Source organism: Vibrio sp. Isolate25 (genome assembly GCF_022398025.1).
In the GTDB taxonomy this organism is placed as follows: domain Bacteria; phylum Pseudomonadota; class Gammaproteobacteria; order Enterobacterales; family Vibrionaceae; genus Vibrio; species Vibrio coralliilyticus_A.
In genome coordinates, this window is the sequence record NZ_JAKEUT010000001.1 from 821,188 (window position 1) to 841,418 (window position 20,231).

17 protein-coding genes are annotated in these 20,231 nt (G+C 45.1%); 4 read left to right on the forward strand and 13 right to left on the reverse strand.

Annotated elements, in window-relative coordinates:
* Positions 1-22: 22 nt before the first annotated feature.
* From L1D15_RS03570 to L1D15_RS03580, 3 genes are all read right to left on the reverse strand, one after another.
* Entirely contained in the window at positions 23-3,064 is a 3,042-nt protein-coding gene (locus L1D15_RS03570) for an SMC family ATPase (RefSeq protein WP_239874694.1), read from the reverse strand.
* Between the two features lie 9 nt (positions 3,065-3,073).
* On the reverse strand, positions 3,074-4,204 hold the full coding sequence (locus L1D15_RS03575) for an exonuclease SbcCD subunit D (protein WP_239874695.1): 1,131 nt from the start codon (positions 4,202-4,204) through the stop codon (positions 3,074-3,076).
* Positions 4,205-4,287: 83 nt separating this feature from the next.
* Positions 4,288-5,376: a ketoacyl-ACP synthase III gene (locus L1D15_RS03580; protein WP_239864153.1), complete on the reverse strand. Its 1,089-nt coding sequence runs from the start codon at positions 5,374-5,376 to the stop codon at positions 4,288-4,290.
* Positions 5,377-5,551: 175 nt separating this feature from the next.
* On the opposite strand from L1D15_RS03580, the gene trxC reads away from it, so the two are divergent.
* Both trxC and L1D15_RS03590 read left to right on the forward strand, forming a co-directional pair.
* The gene (gene trxC / locus L1D15_RS03585) at positions 5,552-5,986 is read left to right on the forward strand and encodes a thioredoxin TrxC (RefSeq protein ID WP_239874696.1); all 435 of its coding nucleotides are present in this window, start codon (positions 5,552-5,554) and stop codon (positions 5,984-5,986) included.
* 198 nt (positions 5,987-6,184) lie between these two features.
* Complete coding sequence (locus L1D15_RS03590; RefSeq protein WP_239874697.1) at positions 6,185-7,345, forward strand: MFS transporter; 1,161 nt, start codon at positions 6,185-6,187, stop codon at positions 7,343-7,345.
* Between the two features lie 7 nt (positions 7,346-7,352).
* Here L1D15_RS03590 and L1D15_RS03595 read toward each other — a convergent pair whose 3' ends face one another.
* On the reverse strand, positions 7,353-7,742 hold the full coding sequence (locus L1D15_RS03595) for a nitrous oxide-stimulated promoter family protein (protein WP_239864156.1): 390 nt from the start codon (positions 7,740-7,742) through the stop codon (positions 7,353-7,355).
* Positions 7,742-8,257, reverse strand: coding sequence for a GNAT family N-acetyltransferase (locus tag L1D15_RS03600; protein WP_239874698.1), 516 nt, complete (start codon positions 8,255-8,257; stop codon positions 7,742-7,744). The genes L1D15_RS03595 and L1D15_RS03600 overlap by 1 nt, the downstream gene beginning before the upstream one ends.
* A 104-nt stretch (positions 8,258-8,361) precedes the next feature.
* On the opposite strand from L1D15_RS03600, the gene L1D15_RS03605 reads away from it, so the two are divergent.
* Together L1D15_RS03605 and L1D15_RS03610 are read left to right on the forward strand one after the other, a co-directional pair.
* Positions 8,362-8,799: a DUF4174 domain-containing protein gene (locus L1D15_RS03605; RefSeq protein ID WP_239874699.1), complete on the forward strand. Its 438-nt coding sequence runs from the start codon at positions 8,362-8,364 to the stop codon at positions 8,797-8,799.
* 206 nt (positions 8,800-9,005) lie between these two features.
* Entirely contained in the window at positions 9,006-11,336 is a 2,331-nt protein-coding gene (locus tag L1D15_RS03610) for a cytochrome c peroxidase (protein WP_239874700.1), read from the forward strand.
* 44 nt (positions 11,337-11,380) lie between these two features.
* On the opposite strand, the gene nirD is transcribed toward L1D15_RS03610, so the two are convergent.
* From nirD to cobA, 8 genes are all read right to left on the reverse strand, one after another.
* On the reverse strand, positions 11,381-11,707 hold the full coding sequence (gene nirD, locus L1D15_RS03615) for a nitrite reductase small subunit NirD (RefSeq protein WP_239874701.1): 327 nt from the start codon (positions 11,705-11,707) through the stop codon (positions 11,381-11,383).
* Positions 11,704-14,187 (reverse strand): nitrite reductase large subunit NirB, encoded by a 2,484-nt coding sequence (gene nirB, locus L1D15_RS03620; protein ID WP_239874702.1) that lies wholly within the window; start codon positions 14,185-14,187, stop codon positions 11,704-11,706. The genes nirD and nirB overlap by 4 nt, the downstream gene beginning before the upstream one ends.
* Before the next feature lie 10 nt (positions 14,188-14,197).
* The gene (locus L1D15_RS03625) at positions 14,198-15,040 is read right to left on the reverse strand and encodes an ABC transporter ATP-binding protein (RefSeq protein ID WP_239874703.1); all 843 of its coding nucleotides are present in this window, start codon (positions 15,038-15,040) and stop codon (positions 14,198-14,200) included.
* Positions 15,041-15,052: 12 nt separating this feature from the next.
* Positions 15,053-16,021, reverse strand: a complete 969-nt coding sequence (locus L1D15_RS03630) for an ABC transporter permease (protein WP_040121562.1) — start codon at positions 16,019-16,021, stop codon at positions 15,053-15,055.
* A gap of 62 nt (positions 16,022-16,083) precedes the next feature.
* The gene (locus tag L1D15_RS03635; protein WP_239874704.1) at positions 16,084-17,457 is read right to left on the reverse strand and encodes a CmpA/NrtA family ABC transporter substrate-binding protein; all 1,374 of its coding nucleotides are present in this window, start codon (positions 17,455-17,457) and stop codon (positions 16,084-16,086) included.
* A gap of 261 nt (positions 17,458-17,718) precedes the next feature.
* Positions 17,719-18,300 (reverse strand): ANTAR domain-containing protein, encoded by a 582-nt coding sequence (locus L1D15_RS03640; RefSeq protein ID WP_239874705.1) that lies wholly within the window; start codon positions 18,298-18,300, stop codon positions 17,719-17,721.
* 93 nt (positions 18,301-18,393) lie between these two features.
* Entirely contained in the window at positions 18,394-19,350 is a 957-nt protein-coding gene (locus L1D15_RS03645) for a glycosyl transferase family protein (protein WP_239874706.1), read from the reverse strand.
* Positions 19,347-20,228, reverse strand: a complete 882-nt coding sequence (gene cobA, locus L1D15_RS03650; protein ID WP_019274439.1) for a uroporphyrinogen-III C-methyltransferase — start codon at positions 20,226-20,228, stop codon at positions 19,347-19,349. Before cobA ends, L1D15_RS03645 begins: the two co-directional genes overlap by 4 nt.
* Positions 20,229-20,231: the final 3 nt, after the last annotated feature.

Consider the following 20,231-nt stretch of genomic DNA (forward strand, 5'->3'; position numbering starts at 1 on the left):
AATATCAACAGTAAATGCTAACTCATGCAGCATTTACTGTTATCGTACTTCCCGCTCGGTCTGACTGAACATCTACACGCAGTGACATCTGCTCTTTTAGCTCACTGACATGAGAAATCAGCCCTATCGTTCTTCCAGTCTGTTGCAGATCAATTAACGTTTGAATGGCAAGATCTAATGACTCTGGGTCTAAGCTCCCGAAACCTTCATCAATAAACAACGTATCTAAGCGAATACCACCACTGTATGACTGAACAACGTCAGAAAGACCGAGTGCTAAAGATAAGGCGGCCATGAAGGACTCTCCCCCTGATAACGTGGCTACATCTCTACTTTTGCCTGTGTAACTGTCTTCCACAACCAGATCAAGCCCACGGCCAGCTGAACCTTTGAATCCATCCTTTTTGCGGGAGAGAATATAACGTCCCTTACTCATTATGCTGAGTCTTTGAGAGGCCTGTATTAATACATCGTCCAGTAGCACGCCTAAAACAAATCGGTGCAGACTCACACGGCTACCAGTTTTACCGCTCGCAACATCATAGAGCGTTCCGTACACTTGGTATTTAGCTTCCAGCTCGGTGTTCTTCTCATGCAGTTTAGCGATATCTCTACACACCTTTTGATAGCGTTCAAACTTGGAGCGAATCGTATCTAGCTGATTCCTCGCCTCCACATATGCTTGGCTATGTAGGGCGACTTGTTTATCTAACTTCTCTAAATCAGGCAATGACTGATTTTCGAGCGAGTGTTTCAAGTCCTCAATGGTTTGCTTAAGCTTCACCTCAGTGCGTGCATAGGCATCCACTGACGTTTCCCAGTGCTCGATTTGCTCTTCTGTGGCTTTACTGTCTAAATAATGCTGTTCGTTTGTAAACGGCGTATTCTCTATTGAGATATGCCATTCAGTCTGAGCTTTATCTAATTGTCGATGTGCTTCTTCCAACGATTCAATATTACTTTGCCTTTGACCCTCAAGTGCCGATTGCTGTTTAGCGAGTGTTTGCTGAGTCTCACTGGCCTTCTCAAGCTGTTTTTGAACTGACTCGATGGATGTTTTGATCTGCGTATGCTCTGCTTCAACAAGCTCAATAGATTGGTATTTTTCACCTATAGATTGAGCCAGCATATCTAACCTTTGTCGGAGGGTGTTCTCTGTGGCAACATGTGCTGATATTTCTTCCTTGAGCTTGTTAATCTCGCTTTCACCATTGTCACAACGTTGATTGAACGCTGTCACCGTCGCTTGCATTTGTTCGAGGTTGATGGCCACCAGCCTCTCGAGTTTAAGTTTTAACTCTGCATGCTGTGTTGTAACTACATGGAGTGACAGAGCTGAGTGCTCTCCTAACTCGGCTTGAAGCTCATTGAGTTGACTCTTTTGGCGCTCAATCAATAACTTTTGCTGTTCCACCAATTGAGTTTGCTCATTCAAAGCTTGCAAAGATTGGCGTTCTTGATGACGCCATTGCTCAACCTGCTCTTTAGTGACTTCTTCCCCTTCAAATGAAGTCGGATTTGGATGTTCTTTGCTGCCACATACTGGGCATGGCTGATCTTGTTGTAGCCTTTGTGCAAGAACGGCTGCTTGAGCATTATGCCAACGTATTTCACCTCTATCAGCTTCATTGCGCAACTTTTCCCATCTGGTCTTAAGCTCAGATTGACGAGAAAGCATTGGCTTGAGTTCAGCATCAAACACCTCTAGATCTTTCGAAATATTCTGCTTCTTAGTTAAATCCTTGATTAAATGGGATAAACGCATCAGTTCAGATTCAAGGGCTGATTTGTCCGTCATAGCCAACCTTGCTGCTTCAAACTCTTGTTGCGCTTTAGTGGCTTCTAATAAAAGCTTTTCTTTGTGTGCCTGATACTTAGACAAAGTCTCATCATAGCTTTTCTTTTTTGCTGTAGAGTCTTTTATTTTTAGCTCAAGCTCGCGCTTTTCCAATAACTTGGCTTTGATATCATCCAAGAAGTAAAGCTTATCCGTTTGCTCAGGGAGTGCCTGAGCTTGTTGATTTACGCTGTCCAGGATCTGTTTATGTTCTTCAAGCGCAAGATTTGAAGCTCGAAGCTCTTTTTCAAGCGCATTACCTTTTTCCGTGGTATCACGAACTAGCTTTAAAGCCGATGACCAATTCGCATAAGGAAGGTCTAACTTGCTTGCCTGTCGCGCAATCGTTAGGTTGTGCTTTATCTGCTCATTAGCCTCTCTTTGTTGAACATGCTCAGACAACGTACGTTCAGCGATGGCTAACCTTTCAAACTCAGTTTTGAGCTGAATTGCCTTCTGTTGATTCAGTTTCGATTGGTTCAGCTTCTCTAACTGCCCCTTTTCACTTAAAGTAAGCTCTTCAAACTGTTTAGAAAGCAAGTCGATATGCTCGGTAAGTTCCGCTTCACTATTCACTCCCGCAACCTGAAGCGCACCGCGAATTTGATTATCAAATTCATCTTTCGATTTGATGATGGTGCTTGCCTTTTCCTTGAGTGCAAACTCAATTTTCTTGTAAATATCGGTTTGAAATAGCTGACCAAATATTTCTTCTCGTTCTTTAGAGCTCGCGAGTAAAAGGTCACGGAATTTTCCTTGCGGTAGCACCATTACCTGCCGAAATTGCGTTTCATTCAAACCAATCAAATCCGTGACTTCCGTCTTTACTTGAGCCGTTTTGCTTGTAATCAGTCGTTCTTCATTCGTAATTTCATACAAAGAGGCGGTGTGCTTTCGTGTTGTTGTTCCTTCGCCTCGTGCTTTAGGCGCAAGTTGATCAGGTGATCTCGTGACTCTGTAGTTCTTACCCTTAAGTGCGAATTCGAACACCACTTCGGTCGGTAACGAAAGCGTAGCCATATCGCAGCGCATCTGCGTCCCTTCTCTTTCATTGCCCGTTGTCTGGCCGTACAAAGCAAAACAAATGGCATCTAAAATTGAAGTCTTACCTGAACCTGTTGGGCCGTTAATCAAAAACAGCGGATTGGAACCAAGCAATGTAAAGTCGATAGTTTCAGTGTTAGCAAAAGGACCAAATGCCTGCATTGTTAGTAAGAGTGGTTTCATCACTTATTCCTATTGCTTCGTTAACTGATTAATGATGTCATTGATGGCATCAGTTTGCGCTTCGGTAAGTTCACTGTTTTGTGCTTCGAGGAAGAAATCTTTGAACATATCCACTTCACTTCGTGCCAGTTTGGCCTGAGCCATTTCTTGCTCGACACCCATTAACATACCGGGCTTTTCAATATGTAGAACATTGGGGTAAACGGTACGAAGCTTTTCCATAGGGTTGAGAATGGCGTGTTTATCCAGCAAACGGACCAACAAGTAATCGTACTGGTTAGGATCAGTCTTTCCCTTTGCAATGATTTCATCTAGCTCACCTTCAATAATTCGCATTTGGTGAGGCGCGCTTAAATCAATATGAGTAGCAGATTGAAAGCCTTGCTTAGTGATTTCAACCAGCGTTATACCTTTCTTTTGGAACTGCTCTGAGAAGCTGTACTTCATTAAAGAACCTGAATAACGGATATACTCCTGCCCTTTTTTTTGTGGCTGGTGCAGATGCCCCAAAGCGACATAGTCAAAATCGACAAAGTGTTCATGGCTAACCCTATCTGAGCCACCAATGGATAAAGGTCGCTCTGAATCTGATTCAATAGCCCCATCTACAAAGCAGTGACTTATCAACACATTCTTTTGGTTAGGTTTAAATTTGGACTTAATTTCTTCACTTAGCAGTTGATGAGCATCATCATGGGTCGAAACTGGCTGACTAAAATGATGCCGCACCAATTCAGGGTCATTGTATGGCATCCCATAGAAGGCGACTTCCCCAGCGTCAGTATTCAGAACAACCGGTTCCAACATCTCTTCAAAATTTGCAATGATGTGCAATCCCGCGTTTCTCATCTGTGAAGCGCCAAAGCCAAGCCGTTGCGCGCCATCATGATTACCGGGAATAAGAATAACTGGCAACTTCAGTTCACCACACACTTGGCTAACGAATTCATTCATTACTTCAATCGCAGCGGTTGGAGGAACAGAGCGATCATAAATATCGCCAGCGATCACTAGAGCATCGACAGGGTGTATTTGTATATATTCGATCAATTGGGTAAGTACCGCTTTTTGATCATCAAGGAGAGAAACGTTGTGAAACTGGCGTCCGAGATGCCAATCAGAGGTGTGAAGAAACTTCATTTAAGCCCTGCGTTATTCTTATCGTCTAGGGCTAGATAATACCATTCTGGACAGCCTCCTATCCAGAATGGCGTTAAGATTCGCTAATTAGGAGCGTGCTGCTTACAGAATCTGATCGCTTCGTCGAGTAATTCGAGAGCAGACTTATCATTTTCAGGCAATGCTGCATCGCTTTGACCCAAAGGTGTTACGCGGTCACCCCACTTGATATGACCAGCTCCCCATGTCAAACCTGCACCAAACGCTGCAAGAAGCAGGTTATCGCCAGGCTTAACAAAACCTTGCTCCATAGCTTCACACAAGGCTAATGGCACAGTCGCAGCAGAGGTATTTCCATACTTCTGGATATTAACAAACGCTTTATCTTGGCTAATACCTGACAAATCACAAAGCGTTTGAATGATACGGATGTTCGCCTGATGAGGAATAACGACATCAACGTCATCCGTCGAAAGTTGACTGCGAGATAGTACAGTTTGTGCTGCAGAACCCATGCCTTTGACTGCACGTTTGAAAATTTCTTTACCTACAAAATTAAAATCCCAGTAACCGTTATCTGCAGCAAAACGATCCATAGACGTACCAAATTTTGGTACAGATAGAATATCGCGCCCTTTTGAGTCACAGCCGAGCTGAGCATGTTGTAAGCCCACAGGTTTATCTGTTTTGCTCAGTACTACGGCACCGGCACCATCACCAAATAACACAGCCGTATCGCGCATTGTCCAGTCGATAAAGAAAGAGAGACGCTCTGCACCTATAACCAAGGCATTTTGGTAGCTGCCCGCCTGAATCATACGAGTCGCTGTCTCTAGGCTGTAGAGAAAACCTGTACACGCAGCATTTAGGTCAAACGCTGTAGTGCCAATCATGCCGAGGTTTTGCGATACTTTGGAGGCAATATTTGGGATGAGGGAATCTGGTGAACACGTTGCAACTATCAGTAGGTCGATATCGCACGCTTCAAGGCCTGAACATGCCAGTGCGTGCTTAGCAGCCACTGTGGCTAAGTCAGACGTGTTCACATGGCTAATACGGCGATTTTCAATCCCCGTGCGCGTGCAAATCCATTCATCTGAAGTCTCAAGAAAGGTGCTTAAATCATTGTTAGAGAGCGTTGTTGGTGGTACACATTTACCCCAACCTGTAATTTCTGCATAGAATGTGGTCATTCGAAGCCTTTTATTTTTATTTGAGTTAGCGGCCCATTCGATCTGTTCAGTCCGACTGAGAGAACTCTTGGGAAAATACTATTTTCAGAGTATAACTAGCGAATATCTGTGGTGTCACCTAATTGGTTAAATGGACGTCACACTTGCGTAGAAAAACACAAACAAGAGAAAAGTCATGTCTACATTCAATACACGTTGTCCTTCTTGCTCAGGTGTCAATCGTGTCCCTAATGAAAGAGTGTCTGAAAGCCCGAAATGCGGCAAATGCCAGTCGCCTTTACTGGATGGCGCACCCGTTGAAGGAACCGAACTCAACTTTGATGCAATTTTAAACAGCCCCCATCCTGTCGTCGTCGATTTTTGGGCACCTTGGTGCAACCCTTGCGTTGGCTTTGCACCTGTTTTTTCAGATGCCGCCAAAGAGCGAGCAAATAATGTTCGATTTGTAAAAATTAACACCGAAAGCCAGCAAAACCTTGCAGCTAGATACCAAATTAGAAGTATTCCGACGATTATGGTGTTTAAAAGCGGTGAAAGAATCGATGTAATCAATGGCGCCTTACCTAAAGGTCAATTTGATCAATGGCTTAATGAAGCATTACTGAAATAAAAATATCGAACATTTCAAATTAACAGACCGCTTTTATGGATTATGAGCGGTCTTTTTTTACTCATAATAAACAATCGTATCGAAAAATGATTTTTATCGACACGACCAAAATTATTCGTTTTACCCTGCCTTAAAACCACCTCATAGTCGCGCCCAAAATACGTTCCACTTTATTAATGAACTCAAGAGGCTACGACGTTGGAAAACATTCTTGCTCCTGCACCAAAAGCTCGCATCACTGTCCCTGTGATTGCGCTGGCTCTTTATGCGGTTGCGTCAGGCTACCTAATGAGCCTGATACCACTGATGCTATCGGATTACGGGCTAGACAATTCGTTGGCCAGTTGGTTAGCCAGTGTATTCTATGCAGGTCTTTTAGTCGGTGCGATTGCGATTGAACCTTTAGTCACTAGGCTAGGCCACAAAAATGCGTTTGTTCTTTGTTTGGGCCTATTCATCGCGACTATTTGTACATTACCTATATTCCCTAGTTCAACCTCTTGGCTGTTAGCACGCTTTTTTGCTGGTATCGCTGTCGCTGGTGTGTTCGTTATTGTGGAATCTTGGTTATTACATGGCGATGAAACAGCCAGAGCAAAGCGACTTGGCCTGTACATGGCTGCATTATATGGTGGAAGTGCGCTTGGTCAGTTGGGCATTGGTATATTAGGTATACATGGCGGCGTACCTTTTATTGCAATTTCGACCTTGTTACTTCTCGCAATCGTGGTGCTGTGGTTTGGAGAAAGCGACCAGCCAGAGTCTGCACATACAACCAATCTATCACTTAAACAGATCACCAGATTGAGCCATGCAGCCATTATTGGCTGTATTGTTTCTGGCCTGATCCTTGGCGCGATTTACGGCTTAATGCCGCTAGAGTTAGCTAAGCAAGGGATTGCCCATGACGACATAGGTGGGTTAATGGCTTTAATTATACTTGGTGGTATGGCAGTTCAGCCATTGGTTCCATTGATGTCAAAGTACTTTGGCCGCACTTTATTAATGGCCTTCTTTTGCTTACTTGGTGCTGCTTCTAGCAGCATGATTCTGCTAGACGATACTATTCGAGTATTAGCCGTCGGGGTATTTCTGCTTGGCGTTGCGGCTTTTGCTTTATACCCAATTGCGATAAACCTTGGCTGCGATCAATTGGAACAGCACTATATTGTCTCAGCGACCCAAGTCATGCTTTTCAGTTATAGCGTAGGTTCTGTATTCGGGCCTATCGTTGCTGGCTGGTATATGGCGAGTGACCATGGACTGATGGGATACCTGTTCGCAATTCTACTCGCTACTTGCTTATATATGCTCGTTGCGAGTATTAAAGCAAAACACCAAGCTGTCGCTGGAGAATAACCTCCCATCACTTCTGCTTCCTTCTATGCCGGTTAGACGCTCCACTAACCGGCCTATCTGGCGCAGCTCTTCGCTCATGAATCAAATGCCGAACCGCAAGAATTGGATGAGGTAGCAACATTTTTGGTCCGGAGTAACGCATGACTTGCCGCATTTTTTCTTTGGGTTCAGGCTTATAGCAGTGGATCGGACATTTATTGCAGGTCGGCTTGCCTTGACCATACGGGCAGCGATCAAGCTTCGCCTCAGCATACTCTTTCAGCTCTAGGCACGAATGACACAAACAACCGTCTGGCAATCCATGATGATCGCGGCAATAAATCGCAATCATTGCACTGACCGTTTTGAGCTCCGTCAGCAAATTACCTTGTAAAATATTCGAATGAGTAAATTTCATTAGTCTGTGAATGACAATTGATACAGAAGTAAGTCTACTTTATCGCTTATCTGATTTTGAACTTTGACGTAGGTAAAACCGAGTCGATTTAATAAGGCCTTACTGCCTTCATTATCCGAAGATGTGATCGCAACTAATTCATCAATATCACGACGCTGTTGTGCATATTTAACAATGGCTTGCCCTGCTTCTAACCCATAGCCCTGCCCATGTGAATCCGGCATAAAACCATAACCAATATCATAAGCCTCTAAATCGTCTCTCTTTATCAGGCCGCAAACACCAAGCGGCTCGCTATCTGATTTATTTTCTACGATTAACAAGCAGACACTTTTTTCCCTTCTCATCGCAAGGATATTGTTGCGAATATACTCAGTGGCATCACTTCGGTTTCTAATCTGTTTGTCACCAACAAAGCGTAGAAAACCGTCGGTGTTATAGAGTGACTGAATAAAAGCGGCATCATCCTCTGTTGGTAAACGCAGTATCAAACGATGAGTTTCTAGATTTTCCATATCAAGTGCTTACACATTACTTAGGTTAGAGGTGAGCTTACCACCTACACTTAACGTAGAAAGTGATTGAGGTTTGAAAGCCCAATTTTCCACGGAGGCCAAACATGCGTAGCTTTATTCTCGTATTATTGCTTGTTCAGAGTATAGGCTTGGCGTGGAGTTATCCTGCCCACTCACACAAATGGTCTCATAGAAGTGTCATTTATTTCGCTCCAACCAATGATGAACATGTGAAGCAATTCTTGCTCGAAACCTTGATCAATGAGTGTGAACTCTCCGATCGTGACATTATTACTCTGGTTATAACCCAAGACGGCTTTACCATTCCATCTTGGGTTAAAAACGAATTTAATCTACTGAGCATGTTCAGAGCCTACGGTATCGAACCGGGTACACACACGGCAATACTAATAGGCAAGGATGGTTCCGAAAAACTTCGTTGGGGTAAAGAAACAGATTGGGAAAATATTAAGCAAACCATTGATTTGATGCCAATGCGTCAACATGAAATAAAGCGGAGGCCAAGCCCATGCTCTGCATAGAGCCAGAACTAAATCCCCATTGACATTCCTTCATCAATTAGAGTAATTAATCAACAAACAGGGCCAGATATAAATATCTAATAGATCCTTGCCATTGCACATTATCAAATAATCACTTACATTCCCCAACCCAATAGTTAATAACTATAATAATCATTATCATTTAAGTGCAATCTAGTATGTTTATCTCTTTTTCTAGAAGCAAAATGGCTATCGCTTTGTCAGTCGTTTTCGCCTCGCTCACTACCGGTTGTTTAGACGACGGACTCAACACCACTCCTGATTCAACCACAAGCCTCCCAACAGCAACAATGCGTGACATCTCAGTGAATGCTCAAGTTGACAGCACAGATGCTGCAGGCAGCTTATACACTATTCGACAACTCACCACGAACTTGTTAATTCAAGGCACGGTAGCTGATGATGGAAGTATTCACGAAACTATTCCTGCTGGAGCTAATCTCAACGAGCCATTGCAGATCAGTGTCGACATGACCAATGACACATACAAATCGTTAACTGACAATGTAGCCACACTTGAGGCAATCAATACTAACCAAGCCTCGTCACAATCCACACGAACTCTAACGACTCGTGAAGATGAGGACACTAGATCGACAACACCTCCTATCAGTATTTCACTGCGCACCACAGCAGAATTTGCCTATGCAGATAAAGACCAGAATGGCTTACTATCGGATGACGAAATCAAACAAAAAAACTTGGATTCCATAAGCGCAGATTACCTGGAAGAAGTACAGGATTTAATGATTGCTGCCGATGTCATTCAGCAAAATCCAGGGAAGCTGTACTACAAATCGACATACGAGATGATGACTGATTTTCATAATGACGAATCAGCCAAGAATGCTTTTTTCGCCAGCAACAGTGATTCAGTACGTGACGCGCGTGCCAACCTGTTTAACGAAATCGAACCAACTAACCCAGAAGTCGTGGACTTTCTTCGTCTAGACACTAATGGATGGCCGCTGAAACATCAGTCTCGATCGTATGAACAAACGCCTTGGGCTTGTGCCGATGATATTCGCCGAGTTTCTCTCCGCAACTACGGAACAAGGCTGTGGCACTTTGATCGCACCAAGACAGGCAATATAGACAACACAACCGTGAAGAGGCTTATTGCATCCGCTAATCAAGCCCAACTGTGTAAGAAAGCGGGGTGGCGATTGCCATCTGTAGCTGAACTAACCACCCTACTTGATGGTGGCGATAGTAAGTTTCCTAATACTTTTCCATTTCTATCACCAGATTCCAGCTTCTGGGCCACTGATGATGAAGAAAACACAACACTGGTGTCCTTCTCTACAGGTAGCGCAGTGCTAACAGCCCCGAATGAACGTTCATCCGCTGTAGCAATATTACATAATTTTGAGCCTTATGATGTTTGGTTTAACATATCGCCAACAGAAACTCCCGTCGATCTCGCAGTACTAAGAAGCCAATACTCTCAAGCGCCTGAAAACTGGCCGCAACCAACAGTGGATGACGGAGTGGAGTGGAAAGAACTAGGCCTGAAACCTGCTGTCCCTTTTCCAAGCGATAACCCATATTCGAAACAAAAAGTGGCATTAGGTAAGGCATTATTTTTCGATAAGCGCTTGTCAAAAGACGATACCATCTCTTGTGCAAGTTGCCATGATCCGAGCAAAGGTTGGGCTGATGGGCTCAGAACCGCGGTAGGTATCAATGGGCAAACCGGAAAAAGAAATACGCCAACCATTCTTAACACAGCTTACTATGAGACCCTATTCCTAGATGGACGTGTTTCTTCTCTCGAAGAACAATCATTACACCCTATTTCAAACCCGATTGAAATGGGCCTCCTCCATGATGAGATGTTAAATAAGCTGGATAACATTAACGAATACAAGCCATTATTTACCGCCGCGTTTGGCGATAACCAGATCACTCTAGATCGAATTGCTAAATCAATCGCAACGTTTGAACGAACCATCATCAGCCAGGAAAGTGCCTTTGACCAGTTCCTTGAAGGCGACCGCACTGCCATGACCGATCAACAAATTCATGGCCTTCATTTATACAGAACCAAAGCTCGCTGCATGAATTGCCATAGTGGTCCATTAATGACCAACAACCAATTTGAAAATATCGGGCTGACTTATTATGATCGAAGTCTCGAAGATCGAGGACGCTACAACGTAACAGGAAATCCATCTGACATGGGTAAGTTCCGAGTGCCTATGCTTCGAGATATAAAATCTACCGATCCGGTAACGCACCTTGGTTTATTTGATTTAAGTATCGTTACGGGTAGCGGACGCATTTTCGGCCTTCTTGCTATGTACAACAACGGTATGACACGAAATCGTAGCGGTAATTTCCCCCAATATGCCAACAAATATGACAAGAAGTTCCCTGAGGTTTCACCACTGATTGAAAGGCTTGGGATGACTACGGAGGAATTACTCGCTCTTGACTCATTTATGTCAGCGATTTCAACACAAGTGCGAGATGACAGCGCAAGTGAAGCCGAACTCGGCCTAACATTCCAATAATAATGAGGGCTGATATCCTTCAGTATCAGCCCTCTTTTCCATATTTAGATTAATACTAGATATGGAGTTTCTTCTTCCACCGGCCAACATTTAATCTTTACGTCTGGTTGTTCAATACATTGACCTGTTTTTAGGCTGAAATGCTGCTTATAAAGGGGAGAAGCGACACACAGCTCTCCTTTAACATCACCAACGATGCCTCGATTCATCACGTAAGCCTTACCTATCGGGTCCCAGTTTTGTATCGCAAAAACCCCTTTATCAGGAATTCGGAAAAGCGCCACTTGTTCACCGTCAATTAATGCAGCCCTACCTTCGTAGGGTACTAAGTCATCCAATCGGCATATTTTTAGTTTCTGGTCGGTAATCATAGCTCCTCCTTAACTGGAATTCGCTGCCCTCTGATTCGCTGGTAAGGGAGCGCTTGGCTCGTAGAGTCATCATTGATGAACGGACGGAATTTGCTGAGCTTATCCGGATTTTCCAGTGTACTCTTCCACTCACATTGGTAGGTTTCGACAATATGCTGCATTTGGCTTTCGAGTGAGTCACACAAGCCCAATGAATCCTCGATCACCACTTGTTTCAGATACTCAAGGCCGCCTTCAAGGTTTTCCATCCACACTGAGGTTCGTTGCAAACGGTCAGCAGTACTGACATAGAACATCAGCACCCGATCAATGAGTTGTACTAACTGCTCTTTAGTCAGGTCTGAAGCCAATATATCAGCATGTCTTGGGCGCATCCCCCCATTACCACACACATAAAGGTTCCAACCTTTTTCTGTAGCGATAACGCCAATGTCTTTGCTTTGCGCCTCTGCACATTCTCGCGTACAGCCTGAAACCGCGAACTTGATCTTATGTGGCGCTCGCAAGCCTTTGTATCGGTTCTCCAATTCGATAGCTAACCCTACAGAGTCATCAACGCCATAACGACACCATGTTGAACCTACACAAGATTTTACTGTGCGAAGTGACTTCCCATAGGCGTGACCCGTTTCAAAGCCTGCATCGATCAGTGTTTGCCAGATCTCCGGTAACTGCTCCACTTGTGCACCAAAAAGGTCGACTCGTTGACCGCCAGTGATCTTGGTGTACAAATCGAACTTCTGCGCAACTTCACCAAGTACAATGAGCTTCTCCGGTGTAATCTCACCACCCGCAACCCGAGGGACGACCGAATATGAGCCGTCTTTCTGTAGGTTTGCCATAAATGCATCATTTGAATCTTGGAGCGCACTGTGTTGAGGCTCCATGATGTGTTCGTTCCAAAGCGAGGCAAAGACTGATGCTGCGGTTGGTTTGCACAGATCACATCCTAAGCCTTTGCCATGCTTGCTCAATAAAGTGTCAAAGTCTTTGATTTGCTCGACCTGACAAATATGAAACATCTCCTGTCGAGACATTTCAAAGTGTTCGCAGACATGATTATTGACTTCAACACCCATCGCCCTTAGCTCAGCATCCAGCACTGTCTTAACCATATTGCTACAGCCACCACAGCCTGTCCCAGCCTTGGTTTGAGTTTTCAGGGTATCTAAATCATGTGCACCAGCCTGAATGGCCGACACTAAATCGCCTTTGGACACGTTGTGGCAGGAACATATGATCGCTATATCGTTCATTTCTCCTTGCAGCATACTGGTATCAAACAGGAGATTGGCGGCGTGATCAGGAAGTTCAGTTTGATTAAGATAACATTGCAGTAGCGCATCGTAGTCTGAGTTGTCACCCACCAAGATAGCCCCAAGTAAAAATTTACCCGTTTCATCGACAACTAGCTTTTTGTAAACACCGGACACCGTATCTTGCAGGGTCATCTCCTGTGCGCCTTCCGTCGTCTTATGAGCATCACCAATCGACGCCACATCGACACCAAGCAGTTTGAGCTTGGTGCTCATGTCAGCGCCCGTAAATCCTGTCGTTTCTCGTGCTTTGAGCTTGTCTGCCACTACCCGCGCCATGGCATATCCGGGGGCAACCAGCCCAAAAATCTTTTGTTGCCACAACGCGCACTCACCAATGGCGTAGATGTTTGCGTCGCTTGTCTGGCATTCATCATCAATCACAATGCCACCTCGCTCCCCAAGTGCGAGCCCGGCTTCCCGACCAAGTGCGTCTTGTGGCCGTATACCTGCGGAAAACACAATGACATCCACTTCCAATGGCTCAGCATCTTTGAACACCAAACGATGCTGAGCGGTTTCGCCATCGCAGATCTTTTCTGTGATCATTGAGTTGTGAACGCTCAGCCCCATGGCTTCGATTTTTTCTTTTAGCACAGTGCCCGCTCCGTCATCGAGCTGGACTGGCATCAAACGCGGTGCAAATTCTACAACGTGGGTCTTAACTCCAAGCAGTTTTAACGCATTTGCGGCTTCAAGACCTAGCAATCCACCGCCAATAACCGCACCTGTTTTCGCCCCTTGGCACGCTTGTTTGATCTGAGAAAGATCTTCCAAAGTACGATAAACAAAGATGTCTTCTCTGTCTTTGCCTTCAATCGGCGGAACAAAAGGATACGAACCTGTCGCAAGCACCAACTGGTCATAGCCAAGAATATCTTCGCCATCCAGTACAATACGTTTAGCCTGCTTATCGATAGAAGTGACCTGACTACCCAAAACCAACTCAATCCCGTGTCTCTGATACCATTCCTCACTACTTAGCATTAGATCCTGATGAGACTTTCCCGAAAACAAAGACGACAATTGAACTCGGTCGTAGGCAATAAACCTTTCTTCACCAATCACGGTGATCTTCTTTTCCAAATGCGCCCCACGCTCGACGAGCTGTGCGACAAGGTGGTGGCCGACCATGCCATTTCCGACAATCACTACATGTTCCATAATCACTTCCTTATGCTGTCTTCGCAGGTACAGGTTTACTGTTTACTTTTTTCTTATCTGCTGGCGACTCTTGTTTCGATTGTTTTTCGTACAGGAATTTCAAAACAGATTGACGATAGCGCTGATACACAGGGTTTTCAGCGAGTTCCACGCGATTTCGTGGGCGAGGAAGTTCAATTTCCAGAACTTCACCAATGGTTGCCGCGGGCCCGTTGGTCATCATGACTATCTTGTCTGAAAGCAGCACAGCTTCATCAACATCGTGAGTTATCATAATCACGGTATTGTTTAGCTCCGCCTGAATGTTCATTAATGAGTCCTGAAGGCGTGCGCGTGTTAGTGCATCCAACGCGCCAAACGGCTCATCCATAAGCAAGACTTTTGGCTTGAGTGCCAGCGCTCTAGCGATCCCAACACGTTGTTTCATCCCTCCAGAGATTTCATCCGGTTTTTTATCTGCAGCTTGAGTCATCTGAATCAGGTCAAGGTAGTGCTCAACTTGCTCGCGAATCCAGTGCTTACCTTTACCACCCGCCACCTGCTTTACCGCCAGCTCAACGTTTTGATATACCGTTAACCAAGGGAGTAAGGAATGATTCTGGAACACAACAGCCCTATCAGGCCCTGGCCCGCTCACTTCACGGCTATCGACAATCACGCCACCATCAGTGGGTAGATGTAGCCCTGCGACAAGGTTGAGGACCGTTGATTTACCACAGCCAGAGTGGCCAATCAGCGACACAAATTCGCCTTTATTAATTTGGAGGTTGACGTTTTTCAGCGCGATAAATTCACCATTGGGTGTCGGGAATCGCATTCCGAGTTGCGTCAAATCTAATAGTGGTTTTGACATCATTAATTCCTTTTATCGCAATGCTTGCTGTTTGTTCCATGAAAGCCATTTCTGAAGCTGCAACATTCCTCTGTCGAGCATTAGTCCAATAAAACCAATCGTAATAACGGCGACCATAATCCGCCCTAGTGATGCTGAACTGCCGTTTTGAAATTCATCCCAGACAAATTTCCCTAGCCCTGGGTTTTGCGCCAACATCTCGGCCGCAATGAGTACCATCCATGCAATACCTAGGGATAACCTAAGGCCGGTGAAGATCATAGGAATAGCTGAAGGCAGAACAATGGTTCGGATATGCTGCCACCAAGAGAGCTGCAGTACCTTGCTGACGTTAATCAGATCTTTGTCGACACTCGTAACACCGACAGCAGTATTAATTAAAGTCGGCCATAAGCTACACAAAGCCACCGTCAGTAGTGAGTTAATAAAAGACTTCGCAAACAAAGGATCGTCACTCACATAGGTCGCGCTCACTACCATGGTAACAATAGGTAACCAAGCCAATGGCGACACTGGTTTTAGTAATTGAATGATTGGGTTAAATGCTTGATAAAGCCCTTGGTTGAGCCCCAGCATTATCCCGAGTGGGATGGCAATCAGTGTCGCCAACAAAAATCCGGCTGCCACCGTAATTAGGCTGGTGATGATCTGGTCAAAGAATGTCGGCTTTCCTGTATAAGGCCTTATCTTCACTTTTGCTTCAGGATTCTTTGCCAACTTTGCTGCGTTGCGCTTTTCCTGACGTTCAATAAAAGCTTGTTCTTTGTCTCTCTCTTGCCAATGTTCGTTAACCAGATTACTAAACTGTTGATATGTCTGAACTGGCCCCGGCAATGTGCCGAGTGATGTCTCGACCTGACGGGCGCTTAAATGCCAAAACATGAGAAACATCAGAATGCCAATCAGAGGGAACAGAATCAGTTTACTTTTATTAGCCACCAGCTTAGGGCTGGAAACTAACGATATGACATTGCTAGGCATACTTACTCCTTTACTTCTTAATTCCTTTTTAAAGGAGAGCAGATTGCTCCCCTTCACTGCCTCTAAACCTTGTCTTTACCTTTCAAACCAATGCTGAATTTCTTGAGGTAGGCATTAGGCTCGCGACCGTCGTAAACAATGTTGTCGATGAAATGGGTTTGAGGAGCTCGAAAGCCATCTTCCTTAGCGAAATCCGGGAAATCTTTCGCAGTCAGAACACCGTCCTCTATTAATGCATCGGCTGCTTGCTGGTAGATATCTGGTCGGTAGACTTTTTTCGCGATGTCCATGTACCAGTCATCCGATTGTTCCTGAGAAATTTGGCCCCAGCGGCGCATTTGCGTCAGATACCAAATAGCGTCGCTGTAGTAAGGATACGTTGCGTTGTAACGGAAAAAGACGTTGAAATCCGGCACAGCTCGCTTGTCGCCTTTTTCGTATTCAAACGTTCCCGTCATTGAATTCGCGATCACTTCTACATCTGCACCAACGTAATCGCTTTTCGCCAGCAGTTTGACTGCTTCGTCTCGGTTGGTGTTGTTATTTTCATCCAACCAATGTGCTGATCGAATTAAGGCTTTCACAACCCGTATGTGGGTATTTGGGTATTTCTCTGCCCATGACTTCGACACGCCGAATACTTTCTCCGGATTGTTTTTCCAGATTTCATAGTCCGTAACCACTGGTGCGCCAATCCCTTTAAACACCGCCTGTTGATTCCAAGGTTCACCTACGCAGTAACCTTTGATGGTACCCGCCTCCATGGTAGCTGGCATCTGTGGTGGTGGTGTTACGCTCAGCAATACATCTGCATTGACTTGTCCGCTGTTATCACCCGTTTCAGGTGCGTAGTAGCCTGGGTGTATGCCGCCTGCAGCTAACCAGTAACGTAGTTCGTAGTTATGTGTCGAGACTGGAAACACCATCCCCATGTTGAAGGGCTTACCTTCATCAAGGTAGCTTTCGACAACTGGTTTGAGTGCATCCGCTTTGATCGGATGAACAGGTTTTCCATCAGCCTGTTTGGGGATGTGTGGCTTCATCTCTTCCCAAGTATCATTAGATACCGTGATCGCATTACCATTTAGGTCCATGCTAAACGCAGTGATCACTTCAGCCTGTGTACCAATACCGATGGTTGCACCCAAAGGTTGACCAGATAACATGTGCGCGCCGTCAAGCTCACCGTCAATGACACGGTCAAGCAGAACCTTCCAGTTAGCTTGCGCTTCCAACGTGACATACAGACCTTCATCTTCAAAAAAGCCTTTCTCGTAAGCAACCGCAAGCGGCGCCATATCAGTGAGCTTAATAAAGCCAAACTTCAGATCTTCCAGTTCAGGCTCGCCGAGTTCAGCCCAAGCAGACGGTACAGAGACCGATAATGCTAGGGGAAGAGCCAATAGTGATTGTTTAAAAGTTGACGTCCATTTCATTCGCTTTCTCCAAATAAAAAGCGCTACTGCTCTTTCGAGCAGTAGCGCCGTTGCATTCCTTCATTACCGCCGTTGGTAACGTTGAATCGCGTGTGAACCAAATTTCTAAAATATGTATTCCAAGTTACGTGCCAATACTATTTTTCTTTTTATTTCATAACCTTAAAAACCTGAAGCATTTAGTCAAAATGATTGATGCTATTAAGTTGTGCATACTGCACCATTACGGAAATTTATACCTAACCCAAAAGAGGTAGTTCGCTATTTCAAGGTTTCTAAAGTGATCAATATGTTTTTCGCCACTTGAGCCAAAGTCTGGCTCGACTGCATTGCAGATTTTCGCATCGCTTTATAGGCAGACTCTTCATCCACATTATGCATTTTCATCAGCAACCCTTTGGCTTTTTCTATCATTTTTCGCTCTTCCAGTTTCCCTGCTAAGGATTCAATTTCAGACTCCATCGCCAGCAATGATGTCCTCGCAATAGCGGCATGTTCGAGCCAAGGTTTAAGGCTAAGATCAGAATCGGCAGGTAACAAAACGTAATCCATACGCTCTGGTAAACGATTAATATCATTGGATAAAAACTGCTTAATCACGACGAGTAATGGCCGCTGTTTCTCGCGACAAACATCAATGATTAAACGGAGTTCTGCACTGGGCTGTTTCCAACCCGCGACAACATTGGCACACGGCTCACGTTGCAACAAGGCTTCAAATTGGCTTAGCTGACATCCTATGACATCGTCATAATCCTGAGCCAATAAGGTGGTCAGCCTTGCTTGTTCTTCCAGCGAATCGCAGCAAACAATGGTGGGAGTTTTAGAGATTTTCTTTTGCATAACATTCCTTGTTTTATCTCTTTGCTTGTAAGAGACATAACAAGGAATGTGCCAGAGTGATTAAGTCAACTTAGGTAGGGACTCAAAAAATGCTTATGAGCGAGACTCACAATGTTTTGACCATAGCTGATACGCTTGTTCAAAGGATTTGTCTTTATCGCCCGTTTCAGCAAACAGAATGCTAGCCATTGTGGTAACAACGGTGTTCGCCATCATATTCAGCTCTTCCTCTGGCGTACCTAACGGACACTCATCAGGCAATGGAATGTCTGTGAGCATTTGTTCCGTCCAATAGTGCGATTCCACACCGGAAGGCCTACTCATCCAAACCGTTTGGCTGACCTTAGGATTATACTCGGACTCCCCAGATTGGCCTTTGAAGGACACAACCGCATGGCGAGTCAGCCCGATTTCACTCTCTACCTCGGCATGCAACTGCTGGAATCCGGGGTGAAAGCTGCCACGAATGCCAATCTTGGCACCACCTGGGTTTAGCGCTCTCACAACAGTGTTAATTGGGGTACGTAAACCATAGCGATTTTTCCAACCAATCATGGTTTCAGCTTGAGGCGCGAAATGCTTGAGTGGTAAGTATGCAATGTTACTTTCATGGAGCACATTCTTGGCGTGCTCAGCGGACTCGACCTTTTTGACATCCAGCACACTCAGGTAATCTTCTGCATGCTCTCGCCCTGCAGGCCTATCATGATATCCGTGCAAGAGCACTTTTCTGCCGCTATCAGCCAGTATTTTCGCTGCCAACAGATGCCATGGTTTACCTGCGGCTTTTCTTTTACCTGCATAACATGGCCAGTCAATATCAGCGCCAATGTTAGGTACTCGAGATTGAAATGCTTTCACGAAGCCGGCGATTTCCTGACGAGTTTCATTTTGCACACGAATCAGCATCAGCAGCATAGCCATCTGATCATCGTCGCATCGCCCATCAAGGTAATCATCCATGACGTGAAAAGCTTGATCAAACGTCAGCGGCTTACGGCCTCGTTCACCTCGACCCACCGTTCGAATACATTCCTGAATTATGCTCATATTACCTCTTGAGAAATCACTGACTCTACGGTCGCGTTAAGTTGTTCACGAAGTGTGACGACTTCCCCTAAGATAATCAATGCCGGACTCACACCTTTCAGCGCTTCTGACAGACTTGTTAGGCGGCTTAAGCTTGATACATAGACTTTCTGCTGAGAGCTACACCCGTGTGTTACTACCGCTAAAGGAAAGTCATCTCTCATACCGTGACAGAGCAATCCATCTTGTATCTCACTGGCCTTTTCCAATCCCATATAAAACACCAACGTTTGCCCAGACGATACGAGTTGAGCCCAAGCAGGTAGCGCGCCTGATACGACTTGCCCCGTCACAAACGTCACGCTTCGGGCCAACGCTCTGTGCGTCAATGGAATGTAGGACGCCGCTGCACAACCAATTGCGGCGGTGATGCCGGGTACTACTTCATAATCAATGTTGTTTTGCGCCAGCAGTAGCCCTTCTTCACCTCCACGACCAAAAATAAAAGGGTCTCCTCCTTTAAGCCTCACGATCATGTAGCCAGACTCTGCTAAATCCACCAAAATCTGACTGATTTCTTCCTGTTTTAAACTAGGCTGACCACAGCGTTTACCTACATAGATCAGTTTCTCGGCCTTTTCTGCTAGATCTAAGATCTCTCGATTGACTAAGCGGTCGTAAACCACCACATCAGCCTGCTTAATTAGTTTTAACGCTTTGACGGTCAGTAAGTCAGGGTCATTTGGACCAGCGCCAACTAGATAGACTTTTCCTTTTGTTCGATAGCGGTCAAGTTTGTGTAGCTTACAAGAATCGTTATACAGTCGACGGTGTTCGCTGAAGCTTGCACCATTCAAGTCTGAATATGAACCTTCCCTTAGATTGATATCGTATTTCATCTT